The 12648-nt window shown below is 58.7% G+C and carries 12 protein-coding genes; 6 read left to right on the forward strand and 6 right to left on the reverse strand.

Annotation, left to right across the window (positions count from 1 at the left end; genetic code table 11):
* The first annotated feature begins 46 nt into the window (after positions 1–46).
* The gene (locus QRN46_RS16960; protein WP_201818473.1) at positions 47–1060 is read left to right on the forward strand and encodes an aldo/keto reductase; all 1014 of its coding nucleotides are present in this window, start codon (positions 47–49) and stop codon (positions 1058–1060) included.
* Between the two features lie 286 nt (positions 1061–1346).
* Positions 1347–2228, forward strand: coding sequence for an EamA family transporter RarD (gene rarD / locus QRN46_RS16965; RefSeq protein WP_011334324.1), 882 nt, complete (start codon positions 1347–1349; stop codon positions 2226–2228).
* A gap of 63 nt (positions 2229–2291) precedes the next feature.
* On the opposite strand, the gene hppD is transcribed toward rarD, so the two are convergent.
* Positions 2292–3368, reverse strand: coding sequence for a 4-hydroxyphenylpyruvate dioxygenase (gene hppD, locus QRN46_RS16970; protein ID WP_011334325.1), 1077 nt, complete (start codon positions 3366–3368; stop codon positions 2292–2294).
* Positions 3369–3615: 247 nt separating this feature from the next.
* Positions 3616–4563, reverse strand: coding sequence for a DMT family transporter (locus tag QRN46_RS16975; protein ID WP_285356032.1), 948 nt, complete (start codon positions 4561–4563; stop codon positions 3616–3618).
* A gap of 77 nt (positions 4564–4640) precedes the next feature.
* On the opposite strand from QRN46_RS16975, the gene QRN46_RS16980 reads away from it, so the two are divergent.
* The 3 genes from QRN46_RS16980 (at position 4641) to QRN46_RS16990 (ending at position 7755) form a co-directional block, all read left to right on the forward strand.
* Entirely contained in the window at positions 4641–5513 is an 873-nt protein-coding gene (locus QRN46_RS16980; protein ID WP_011334327.1) for a LysR family transcriptional regulator, read from the forward strand.
* Between the two features lie 106 nt (positions 5514–5619).
* Entirely contained in the window at positions 5620–7155 is a 1536-nt protein-coding gene (locus QRN46_RS16985; RefSeq protein ID WP_285356035.1) for an EAL domain-containing protein, read from the forward strand.
* A gap of 234 nt (positions 7156–7389) precedes the next feature.
* A complete protein-coding gene (locus tag QRN46_RS16990; RefSeq protein WP_011334329.1) occupies positions 7390–7755 on the forward strand; it encodes a histone-like nucleoid-structuring protein, MvaT/MvaU family in 366 nt (121 codons plus the stop codon).
* Between the two features lie 206 nt (positions 7756–7961).
* Here the strand turns inward: QRN46_RS16990 and QRN46_RS16995 are convergent, their stop codons facing one another.
* Entirely contained in the window at positions 7962–8480 is a 519-nt protein-coding gene (locus tag QRN46_RS16995) for a DUF4946 domain-containing protein (RefSeq protein ID WP_007958947.1), read from the reverse strand.
* 142 nt (positions 8481–8622) lie between these two features.
* Between QRN46_RS16995 and gloA the strand changes: the two genes are divergently transcribed.
* A complete protein-coding gene (gene gloA, locus QRN46_RS17000) occupies positions 8623–9144 on the forward strand; it encodes a lactoylglutathione lyase (protein WP_065260490.1) in 522 nt (173 codons plus the stop codon).
* 81 nt (positions 9145–9225) lie between these two features.
* On the opposite strand, the gene ahpF is transcribed toward gloA, so the two are convergent.
* The 3 genes from ahpF to QRN46_RS17015 all read right to left on the reverse strand — a co-directional run bounded on the left by ahpF (position 9226) and on the right by QRN46_RS17015 (position 12557).
* Positions 9226–10788 carry an alkyl hydroperoxide reductase subunit F gene (gene ahpF, locus QRN46_RS17005; RefSeq protein ID WP_221614582.1) on the reverse strand — a complete coding sequence of 521 codons (1563 nt, stop codon included), beginning with the start codon at positions 10786–10788 and terminating at the stop codon, positions 9226–9228.
* 130 nt (positions 10789–10918) lie between these two features.
* Positions 10919–11482: an alkyl hydroperoxide reductase subunit C gene (gene ahpC, locus QRN46_RS17010; protein WP_007958941.1), complete on the reverse strand. Its 564-nt coding sequence runs from the start codon at positions 11480–11482 to the stop codon at positions 10919–10921.
* A gap of 136 nt (positions 11483–11618) precedes the next feature.
* Positions 11619–12557 carry a site-specific integrase gene (locus QRN46_RS17015; protein ID WP_285356043.1) on the reverse strand — a complete coding sequence of 313 codons (939 nt, stop codon included), beginning with the start codon at positions 12555–12557 and terminating at the stop codon, positions 11619–11621.
* Between the last annotated feature and the right edge of the window lie 91 nt (positions 12558–12648).

The following is a 12648-nucleotide window of genomic DNA, read 5'->3' on the forward strand; positions in this document are numbered from 1 at the left end:
TTCTGGTATTTGATGGAAGCTTTCCCACCGACAAAAGGATTTCGGCATGAGCTATCGCACACTGGGTCACTCAGGGTTGCAGGTCTCCACCCTCACCCTCGGCACGATGATGTTTGGCGAGCAGACCAGCGCAGAAGATTCGCTGCGCATCATCGACAAGGCCTGGGATCAGGGCATCAATTTCATCGACACCGCCGACGTCTACACCAACGGCCGCTCGGAAGAGATCGTCGGCGAGGCCATCGCCCGTCATCGGCATGAATGGGTGCTGGCGACCAAGGTCGGTTTCGGCCCGGTGGATGGTGTGCCAAACCGCAGCGGTCTGAGCCGCAAGCACATCTTCAATGGTCTGGAGGCCAGCCTGACCCGGCTCGGCACCGACTACCTCGACATTTATTACCTGCACCGCGAAGACCACAACACGCCGTTGGAAGTGACGATCTCGGCGATTGGCGACCTGATTCGCCAGGGCAAGATCCGTTATTGGGGCCTGTCCAACTATCGCGGCTGGCGGATTGCCGAGGTGATCCGCGTGGCGGACAAACTCGGCGTCGATCGCCCGGTGATCAGCCAGCCGCTGTACAACATCGTCAACCGTCAGGCCGAGACCGAGCAGATCACCGCCGCCCAGACTTACGGCCTCGGCGTCGTGCCTTACAGCCCGCTGGCCCGTGGCGTGCTCAGCGGCAAGTACGCACCGGACGTGACCCCGGACGCCAACAGCCGGGCCGGGCGCCAGGACAAACGGATTCTGGAGACTGAATGGCGCGTGGAATCGTTGCGCATTGCCCAGCAGATTCAGCAATACACCCGGGAGCGTGGGGTCGGGATTGTCGAGTTTGCGATTGCCTGGGTGCTGAACAACGGCGCGGTGACCTCGGCGATTGTCGGGCCGCGCACGGAAGAACAGTGGGATGCGTACACCAAGGCGCAGGCGGTGAAGATTACGGCGGAGGATGAGGCGTTTATCGATTCGCTGGTGACGCCGGGGCATGCGTCTACGCCGGGGTTTAATGATGTGAGCCATTTTGTGTCGGGCCGCAAACCGCGTTCGGCTTGAGACCGCTGCCCTCACCCTAGCCCTCTCCCGGAGGGAGAGGGAACCGATTGGGGGATATTGAAGCTAAGCTTTTGCCTGAAGCTCTCGTGGTGAATCCACAATCGACTCGGACTTTCACGTCGCTGAAACTCCTGAGACACCTCGGTCAGTCCCCTCTCCCTTCGGGAGAGGGTTAGGGTGAGGGGCTTTTGGATCTGTTGAAAATAATGACCATCTGGCCAATATTCACCACAAAAACCACGTATCCTGCGCGCCCCGTTTCACCATCCCCCCCCGCGAGGACAGTTTGTCTAAAGGCATTGCTCTATCGGTGACAGCATCGACGCTGTTTGCCGTCATGTATTACTACACCTCGCTGCTCACCCCTTTGAGCGGCGTGGAAATCTTCGGTTGGCGGATGCTGCTGACCGTGCCCTGCATGACCGTGTTCATGCTGGTTTCCGGCGAATGGCGGCGGGTGCTGGAGCTGCTGCGCGGGCTCCCTGCACTGCCGAAGTTGATCGGTGGTCTGATCCTCTCGTCAGCGTTGCTCGGCGTGCAGTTGTGGCTGTTCATGTGGGCGCCGCTCAACGGCTACAGCCTCGATGTGTCGCTGGGCTACTTCCTGCTACCGTTGTCCATGGTCCTGACCGGACGCATCGCTTATGGCGAAAACCTGTCATACCTGCAAAAAGTCGCGGTGTTTTTTGCCAGCCTCGGTGTGTTGAACGAGTTGTATCAGGTCGGCGGGTTTTCCTGGGCGACGCTGGTGGTGGTCGTCGGTTACCCGCTGTACTTCGTGCTGCGCAAATACCTCAAGACCGACAACCTCGGCGGTTTGTGGGTCGACATGACCCTGATGCTGCCGGTGGCGTACTGGTTTGTGCGCGGCGGCGAACAGGGTTTCGGCGTGTTCGATCAGTACCCGGCGCTGACATGGCTGATTCCGTTGCTCGGTCTGATCAGTGCATCGGCGCTGGTGGTGTACATCATTGCCAGTCGCCTTCTGCCGTTCAGTCTGTTCGGTTTGTTGAGTTACGTAGAGCCAGTGTTGTTGCTCGGCGTGGCGCTGCTGCTGGGTGAGAGCATCAAGCCCGGAGAATGGCTGACCTACATCCCGATCTGGCTCGCCGTGGTGGTGCTGGTGTTTGAAGGCTTCAAGCATCTGATGCGCCAACGGCGCCCGTAAGACGCGCAATAAAAAGCCCGGCCTGCATTTCTGCAGGCCGGGCTTTTTTACATCTGATGCGGATTACTCGGTAGCGAGAACGCCACGACGCACCTGGTCACGCTCGATCGATTCGAACAGTGCCTTGAAGTTGCCTTCGCCGAAACCATCGTCGCCCTTGCGCTGGATGAATTCGAAGAACACCGGGCCCATCAGGGTTTCCGAGAAGATCTGCAGCAGCAGACGCTTGTCTTCCTTATCCGATGCGCCATCGAGCAGGATGCCGCGCGATTGCAACTGATCGACCGGCTCGCCGTGGTTCGGCAGACGGCCCTCGAGCATTTCGTAGTAGGTGTCCGGCGGCGCGGTCATGAAGCGCATGCCGATCTTCTTCAGCTGATCCCAGGTCTTGACCAGATCGTCGGTGAGGAACGCCACGTGCTGGATGCCTTCGCCGTTGAACTGCATCAGGAACTCTTCGATCTGCCCGGCGCCCTTCGACGATTCTTCGTTGAGCGGGATGCGGATCATGCCGTCCGGCGCGGTCATCGCTTTCGAGGTCAGGCCGGTGTATTCGCCCTTGATGTCGAAGTAACGGATTTCGCGGAAGTTGAACAGTTTCTCGTAGAAGTTCGCCCAGTAGGCCATGCGACCGCGATACACGTTGTGGGTCAGGTGATCGATGATCTTCAGGCCGGCACCGACCGGGTTGCGATCAACGCCTTCCAGGAACACGAAGTCGATGTCATAGATCGAGCTGCCTTCGCCGAAACGGTCGATCAGGTACAGCGGCGCGCCGCCAATGCCTTTGATCGCCGGCAGGTTCAGCTCCATCGGGCCGGTTTCGATGTGGATTGGCTGGGCACCGAGTTCCAATGCGCGTTTGTAAGCCTTCTGCGAATCCTTGACCCGGAACGCCATGCCGCAAACGGATGGACCGTGCTCGGCCGCGAAGTACGAGGCCACGCTGTGGGGTTCGTTGTTGAGGATCAGGTTGATCGCGCCCTGGCGGTACAGGTGCACGTTCTTGGAACGGTGGGTCGCGACCTTGGTGAAGCCCATGATCTCGAAGATCGGCTCCAGGGTGCCAGGGGTCGGCGATGCGAACTCGATGAACTCGAAGCCCATCAGGCCCATTGGGTTTTCGTATAAATCTGCCATGGTTGGCGCCTCATCATTCTTAATCAATTAACCAAAGTTATTTGTCAGTAATGCTGAGACCGGTGGGTGGCGCACAGGAGATGCCACGCACACTGCGGGCGAGGAAGTCACCGTAGATCAGTTGAAACCCGAATATCTTCATTGTCGACCCAAGGCTCTTGCGGGCGAGGCTTCTGCTGCCAGAAGACGATTATTATTGTATGCGTAACCCGATTCTACACAGCGTAAATAGGGTTGTCTGCCCTCTCTATAAAATCCGCTTTTTTCCGGCTGGTGCAAGGGGTTTGTTGCACAGCCAGATGCCCGTCAGAATCAGCGCGCCGCCCAGGCACATGGCCACCGTCAGCTGTTCGCCCAGCAGGATTGCGCCGGCCAGCACGGCGGTCAGCGGGTTGAGCGCAATGAACACACCAGAGCGCGTGGCGCCGATTTTACGGATGCCATCGTAGTAACCGATGTAAGCCAGCGCCGAGCCGAGTACGCCCAGATAGGCCAGGCTCAGCCATTGGCGCGAGCCAAGTGCGGCCAGCGCCGCAACGTCGACTTCGCCACGGCTCAGGGCCAACGCCCACAACATCAAGGTGCCCAGCAGAATCGAAAAGGTCACGGTCTGCACCGGGCCGATGCTCTGGTTGAGGCTGCGCGAGAACAGCGAATAGACGCCCCAGCTCAGCACACAGCCGAGGATCAGCAGGTCGCCAATCCACGCGTCCGGCGTTTCGCTCAACAACTGCGGGTTGCGACTGACGATCACCACACCTGCCCCACCGATGCAGATTGCGATGCCGATGACCCTCAGCCGGCTCAGCCGCTCCTTGAACAGCAGCCACGATGCCAGACCGATCACCGCCGGATTCAGCGCCACGATCAACGAGGCCCGGGAAGCGTTGATGTATTGCAACCCGTAAAAGAAGCACAGGTTGTAGAAGAAGATCCCGAAGAACCCCAGCAGCGCCAGTTGCAGCCATTGCCGGGGCGTGGGCCGCGCCAGCGCAATCCGGGCCAGTCGCAGAAACCCGAGCAACGCCACACTGGCCAGCAGAAATCGCAAGCTGGCGGCGAAGACCGGACTCAGGCTGCCGGCCAGAAACCGCCCGGCCACCCACGTTCCGCCCCAGATCATGGTGACCAGGGCCAGGTTCAAATAGACGGGCATGTCCGAGGCGGCCGGACGGACAGGTTCATGACAACTCATAACGCTCCCAACGATGAGACTGAGGGATGACGTATCATTCGATTGATTCCTCATCATCGTAAAATGAGTCTTTACTCATGACCCTGACCCAACTCGAAATTTTCTCGCTGGTGGCCGAACTGCGAGGTTTTACTCTCGCCGCCCATCGCCTCGGGATTTCCCAGTCAGCGGTGTCCCACGCCTTGAAGTCGCTGGAACAGGAACTGGGCGTCGAACTGCTGCGCCGGCACCAATCGCAAGTGGAACTGAGCGACATCGGCGAGCAATTGCTGCTGCGGGCCCGGGCGATGCTTGGGCTGGCCAATACCCTGCGCCAAGAGGCGGCGGATGCGCGCGGCATGAAGCGCGGCACATTGCGCATCGGTTCGTTCGGGCCGACATCGTCGATCAAGTTGTTGCCCAGGATTCTGCAGCAGTATCGCGAGGCGCATCCGGGGATCGAAGTGCACATCGATGAAGGCCCGGATCGGCAGGTCATCCAGTGGCTGGAGGAGCGACGGATCGACATCGGCTTTGTGGTGCTGCCCGAGGAACGCTTCGACACGTTTGCCTTGATCGAAGATCAGATGGTCGCCCTGCTCCCGCTCGGTCACCCGTTGGCGGCGCACGAATCAGTGACGCTGAAAGACTTATGCAACGATCCGTTCGTGCTGACCGAGGCCGGTTCGTCGGAGCTGGTATCGCGCCTGTTCAACACGGCGCGGTTGAACCCGAACATCCGCTATCGCTGCTCGCAGCTGCTCAGCACGCTCGACACCGTGGGCCGGGGCGATGCAATGACTGTGGTGGCGGAAGGCTCGTTGCCCTTCGATTCCGACCCGCGCTATGTAAAACGGACATTGTCACCGCCCGTCAAACGGCAGGTCGGACTGGCGGTACTGGATCAGCGCCAGGCATCGCCCGCCACGCTGGCATTCATTCAACTGGCAACACGGCTGGATTACCGTTGAGCAGCGCAGGCGTCATTGGCCATCTATCATGGGCTCAGACCCTGGGCTTTGCGCGCACGCTTCGCCTGCCATCTAGAGCCCCACTCCATTGCGACAGGATGCGCCCATGCCACTGACTGTCAGGCCCCGCCGCAAGCGCAGCACCCGGATAATAATGACTTTGCTGTGCGGCTTGCTGCCGATCGTACTCGGCAGTGTGATTCTCTATATGCAGGCCGGACGCGCCCTTCAGCAGAGTTCGCAACACACCGCCGAAGAAGCCCTGCGTCAGTTCGAACTGATGCTCGACAACACTGCCCAGGCCGCCCGCGAACTGTTGCCTTTGGCCGGCCAGACCTGCGAGACCGTCAAACTGGCCTTGCGCGAACAAGTCACCCGCCGCCCGTTCGTGCGCTCGACCAATCTGGTGTGGGACGACAATCTCTATTGCAGCTCCTTGTTCGGCGATTTCAAGGAAGCCGTCAATCCAGGCGACTACGCCCAAGGCAAGTTGTGGCTCATGAACGGCAACCCGGTGACGCCTGACACCGCGCTGCTGGTGTACCGCCTCAGCGAAGGCCGTGGTGGCGCACTGACCACGCTGGACGGCTATCACCTGAGCAACATCCTGCGCCTGATCGGCCGGCACACATTGTTGTTGCTGCAAGTCGGCAACAACTGGCTCTGCGCCGACGGCAAAGTGCATCAAGGCGCCTTGCCCGCGTTGCCGGTGGCGCAAAGTACCTTGCACTCGTCGCACTATGCGTTCTCGGTGACAGCCGCTTTTCCAGAAGGCGAAACCTGGCGCTACATGAAAGATGAATACCCGCCGCTGTTCAGCCTGCTGATGTTCTTCGGTGCAGTATCGGGAGCAATCGGTTACATCGTGCAAAAACGATCCACGTCGCCCAGCCATGAAATGCTTCGGGCGCTGGAGGCGGGAGAGTTCATTCCCTACTTTCAACCGGTGGTGCACGGCGACAGTAAACAGTGGTCGGGCACGGAAGTGCTGATGCGCTGGAACCATCCCAAGGAGGGGCTGGTGCGTCCGGACCTGTTCATCCCGTTTGCCGAACACTCCGGACTGATCGTGCCGATGACTCGGGCCTTGATGCAGCAGACGGCTGTCGTGCTGGGGCCGCTGTCATCGACCTTTACCGCGCCGTTCCACATTGGCATCAACATCACCGCCAGCCATTGCAACGATCTGGAGCTGGTTGAGGATTGCCGTGAATTTTTGTCAGCTTTTCAGCCGGGCAGCATCAGCCTGGTTCTGGAACTCACCGAACGTGAGCTGATCGAGCCGTCCGACATTACCCATCAACTGTTCGCGCAGCTGCGTGCAATGGGCGTGAAGATCGCGATTGACGACTTTGGCACCGGCCATTCAAGCCTCGGTTACTTGAGGACGTTCAATGTCGACTTCCTCAAGATCGATCAGACATTTGTCGCCATGATCGATAAAGATGCGCTGTCACGGCATATTCTGGACAGCATCATCGAGCTCTCGACCAAGCTGGATCTGGGCATCGTGGCCGAAGGTGTGGAGACGCAAGCCCAGTGTGATTATCTGGCCGCCCACCATGTCAACTTTCTGCAGGGCTACCTTTTCGGCAAACCGATGCCGGCTGCGGACTTCATCGAAGCATTAACTCATCATTAACTTCTCTGGATAAATCCGGACTCGCCGACAGCCCGCACCAAATTGATACAAAACAGCGTTGTTGTTACATGAAGAAAAAGTCAGGATTTACTCTTGCCGCATTAACTACTACAATTTTTCTTACCTGTTGCAAGATGGGCAGGTGAGCCATTATCACCGAGTCGCTTCAAGGCTCTTGGCTTATAGCTTTGTTTGCGGTTGGTATCAGCCAAACACACTATTGGAGTAAAGATATTGTCCAGACTCGCTGAATTTCGTGCAGCTGAAAAGGCCCTTCAGGAACAGCTCAAGCAGCTGGAATCGCTGAAGAATGATGCCGGGCTCAAGAAAGAAATCGAATTCGAAGAAAAGCTCCAGGGGCTGATGAAAACCTACGGCAAAGGCCTGAAAGACATCATCGCCATTCTCGATCCGAACCCGGCGAAATCCGGTCTGCAATCGACCGCCGCACCTAAAACCCGCCGCGCTCGCGTGGTCAAGGTCTATCAGAACCCGCACACCGGCGAGCTGATCGAGACCAAAGGTGGCAATCACCGCGGCCTGAAGGCCTGGAAAGAACAATACGGTGCAGCCACCGTTGATTCCTGGTTGCGCGGTTAATCCCTCGCAAACATGAAAGCCCTGCATATGCAGGGCTTTTTTTCGGACAATATTTAACAAATGCAACGATTTTTCTGGCGGGCAAGTTGAGTTTCAAATCGCTCTCGCGCTGAAACTATGCTTCCGAATGTTGCCCCGTTAGCCGGAATTGACTTTATGTTTAATCATTTCCGGTATCTAACACCAGACTGCCCCCGAACAGACGACTAGAATTTCAAGCTGTTTCGCGCAGCCACTATGTCGTCGCCGCTGGCCTTATAAACCTCCGCCTGCCCTGCATACGAAAGTACATAGGCCTTATCCGCCTCGACCGCTGCAACCAATGTTTGCGACAACACATGACGGCCGTTTTCAGTCACCGTACAAGTGGTCTCAAGCGCTGTCAGCGAGCCCAGCGTACTCGCGTGAACCTTGTTGCAGACACTCTGATAACCGCTCTGGAAAAAGTCTTTCTGCACCGACTTGCGCATCTCAAGCAACACGCCTTGCAAGTTGACCTGATGACCACTTTCCACACGGGTCATCGTCAACTCCATCACCATCACCTGATTGCCATCGGCGTCAGTTTTCACTGCGCGCTGACGCGAGACTTCAGGCGAGGTTTCGGGCAGCGCCTCGACCTCCCAGCCGGCAGGCCAGGTGATGCTCGGCGCCTCGGCAAAAGCCGGTAGCGCCAGAAGAGAAAAACCCAGGAAAACGAACAGCGATTTGAACGGTCGGATCATTACCAGAGGCACTCGCGGATTGAGCCGTAAAGTCTGAGGCTCGCCCGCTTGCAGGGCAAGCCCGCGCTTTCGGTTTGGCGATGCCGCAAGGCATGCGTATCATTGCGCCCATTCACTCGCCCCAATTTGTTACGGAGGGCCCATGAGCCTGCAAGAACTGAACACCTTCCCTGGCGTCACCGCCACCCCGGACAGCGCAACCCGCAACTTCGTGTTCAACCACACCATGCTGCGCGTCAAAGACATCACCAAGTCGCTGGATTTCTACACCCGCGTACTGGGTTTCTCGCTGGTAGAGAAGCGTGATTTCCCGGAAGCGGAATTCAGCCTGTACTTCCTCGCCTTGGTGGACAAATCGCAGATCCCGGCCGACGCCGCTGCTCGCACCGAGTGGATGAAGTCGATTCCCGGCATTCTGGAACTGACCCACAACCATGGCACCGAGAACGACGCAGACTTCGCCTACCACAACGGCAACACCGACCCGCGCGGTTTCGGCCACATCTGCATTTCGGTACCGGACATCGTCGCTGCCTGCGCGCGCTTTGAAGAGCTGGGCTGCGACTTCCAGAAGCGTCTGACCGATGGCCGCATGAAGAGCCTGGCGTTCATCAAGGATCCGGATGGCTACTGGGTCGAGATCATCCAGCCGGCGCCGCTGTAAAGCTGAACGCAGGTAGAAAGCATCACGCAAAGAAAAACCCCCATCATCACTGATGGGGGTTTTCTTTTTCAGACCCTGGATCTACGCCGGAGCCGACGTGCGGATCAGGTGATCGAAAGCACTGAGGGAAGCCTTGGCACCCTCGCCCACCGCGATCACGATCTGCTTGTACGGCACGGTGGTCACGTCACCGGCGGCGAAGATGCCGGGGATCGAGGTTTCGCCGCGGTTGTCGACGATGATCTCGCCGCGCGGCGACAGCTCGATGGTGCCTTTGAGCCAGTCGGTGTTGGGCAGCAGACCGATCTGCACGAAAATCCCTTCCAGTTCGACAGTGCGCAGCTCGTCAGTATTGCGATCCTTGTAGCGCAGGCCGTTGACCTTCTGCCCGTCGCCAGTGACTTCAGTGGTCAGCGCACTGGTGATCACGGTGACGTTCGGCAGGCTGTGCAGCTTGCGTTGCAATACGGCGTCGGCGCGCAACTGAACGTCGAACTCCAGCAGAGTCACGTGGGAGACGATACCGGCCAGGTCAATGGCCGCTTCGACGCCGGAGTTACCGCCGCCAATCACCGCCACACGCTTGCCTTTGAACAACGGGCCGTCGCAGTGCGGGCAGTACGCCACGCCTTTGTTACGGTATTCCTGTTCGCCCGGCACGTTCATTTCACGCCACCGCGCACCGGTGGCCAGAATCACGCTCTTGGCCTTGAGGGTCGCGCCGCTGGCGAAGCGAACTTCATGCAGCTCGCCATTCTTGCCCGGGATCAGCTTGTCGGCGCGTTGCAGGTTCATGATGTCGACGTCGTACTGCTTGACGTGCTCTTCCAGCGCGGTCGCCAGTTTCGGGCCTTCGGTTTCCTGCACGGAAATGAAGTTCTCGATGGCCATGGTGTCCAGCACCTGACCGCCGAAGCGCTCGGCCGCCACACCGGTGCGAATGCCTTTACGTGCGGCATAAATCGCCGCCGAAGCACCGGCCGGGCCACCGCCAACCACCAGCACATCGAAGGCTTGCTTGGCGCTGATTTTCTCCGCCTGACGCTCGATGGCGCCAGTGTCGAGTTTGGCGAGGATTTCTTCCAGGCCCATACGGCCCTGGCCGAAGTTTTCGCCGTTCAGGTAAATGCTCGGCACAGCCATGATCTTGCGATCGTTGACTTCGTCCTGGAACAGCGCGCCGTCGATGGCGACGTGGCGGATATTCGGGTTCAGCACGGCCATCAGGTTCAATGCCTGAACAACGTCCGGGCAGTTCTGGCAGGACAGCGAGAAGTACGTCTCGAAGTTGAACTCGCCCTTGAGCGAGCGGATCTGTTCGATCACTTCGACACTGGCCTTCGAAGGGTGGCCGCCGACTTGCAGCAGGGCCAGCACCAGCGAAGTGAATTCATGGCCCATCGGGATGCCGGCGAAACGCAGGCTGATATCGGCCCCGGGGCGGTTGATCGAGAACGACGGTTTGCGTGCATCGTCGCCGCTGTCGATCAAGGTAATCTGATGCGAAAGACTGGCAACGTCTTTCAGCAGGTCGAGCATTTCACGGGATTTCGCACCGTCGTCGAGTGAAGCAACGATCTCGATCGGCTGGGTGACCCGTTCCAGGTACGATTTCAACTGGGCTTTAAGATTGGCGTCCAACATACGGGCGATCTCCTGACTTTATTTGAGGCGAAAAAAAGCCCGAGCGAATCTCGCCCGGGCTTTTCTATTGGGCGGTGCAGCTTACTTGAGTAGGTGCGGAGTCCCGCCCTGTATTGCGTGTGCCACAGACTTAGATCTTGCCGACCAGGTCCAGGGACGGAGCCAGCGTGGCCTCGCCTTCTTTCCATTTGGCTGGGCAAACTTCGCCTGGGTGAGCAGCGACGTACTGAGCAGCCTTGATTTTGCGCAGCAGCTCGGAAGCGTCACGGCCAACACCGCCATCGTTCAGTTCAACGATTTTGATCTGGCCTTCAGGGTTGATCACGAAGGTGCCACGGTCAGCCAGGCCAGCTTCTTCGATCAGCACGTCGAAGTTGCGGGAGATGACCTGAGTCGGGTCGCCAATCATGGTGTACTGGATTTTGCCGATGGCTGGCGAAGTGTTGTGCCAGGCAGCGTGGGCAAAGTGGGTGTCGGTCGAAACGCTGTAGATCTCTACGCCCAGTTTCTGGAAGGCGGCGTAGTTGTCAGCCAGGTCTTCGAGTTCGGTTGGGCAAACGAAAGTGAAGTCGGCCGGGTAGAAAAACACTACGGACCATTTGCCTTTCAGGTCAGCGTCCGAGACTTGTACGAAGTCGCCGTTTTTGAACGCGGTAGCTTTGAACGGTTTTACTTGGCTGTTGATGATAGGCATTGATGACTCTCCGTCAGGGTTGTGAATTCGATGGGTGAATCCTACTCAGTCACTCGACGGATGGCTCATTGGCAAACCTGATGCTGCTGATTTGTTTTCGCTATTAGCTGAAGGTATTAATAGAAGAAAACGATATCTACGGCGACAGCGGTTTATCCGTAATCCGGGCCATCCCGTGAAAGGGGCTCGCTTCAACATAGCGCATGGCGGACTTCATATCCTTCCAGCCCACGTAACTCATCAATGATTTAAGATCCCAGCCGCTTTGATGGGCCCATGTTGCGAAGCCACGACGCAGGGAGTGGCTGGTGTAGCGCTCGGCGGAGATCCCGGCCCGCTCCAGGGCCTGACGCAGCAACGGAATCACGCTGTTGGCGTGCAACCCCTCTTCGCTCAGATTGCCCCAGCGGTCGACGGCGCGAAACACCGGGCCCCGTACCAGAGCCGCTTCGGTGACCCACTCGATATAAGCCTGCACCGGGCACAACCTCAGCAGCGCCGGGGCTTGATAGGTCTGCCCGAGGTTTTCCCGATCGCCTTTGCTGCGCGGCAGGTACAAGGTGATGCCGTTGCCGGCGTGCGCCTGCACATGCTCGATCTGCACCCGACACAGCTCATCGCTGCGGAAGCCGCGCCAGAAGCCCAGCAGGATCAACGCCCGATCACGGCAAGCTCGGAGCAGCAGCGGCCGGTCCTGTTGTTCCCGGGCGTCTTTCATTTCCTGCTCAAGCCAGGCGACGGTCTGCTCAAGATCGCGCAGTTGGAGTGGCTCGGCCTGTTTTTCCTGCGCGGGATGCAGGGCGCGAATGCCCTTGAACACCTTGCGCACCACCGGCGACTTGGTGGGATCGGCGAAGCCCTGGCTGTTGTGCCACTGCGCCAGTGCCGACAGACGCAACTTCAGCGTGTTGACCGACAGCACGCCCGCATGCGCCACCAGATACCGCGCGACGCTGTCCGCTGTGGCCGGCAGGAACCCTCCCCACGCGGATTCGAAGTGTTCGATGGCCGCGCGATAACTGCGGCGGGTGTTGTCGCGGGTGGCGGCTTGCAGATAGCGATCGATATCGCTCATGGGCTGATTTTCTCGTGGCGTACTGAGGGTTCGTGCAGAAACGGATTTTATGGGTTTCACATGGGGTAATACCAGTATATCCCGCCCGTTT

The sequence above is a fragment of the Pseudomonas sp. lyk4-R2A-10 genome (assembly GCF_030209075.1).
Lineage (GTDB): Bacteria > Pseudomonadota > Gammaproteobacteria > Pseudomonadales > Pseudomonadaceae > Aquipseudomonas > Aquipseudomonas glycinae.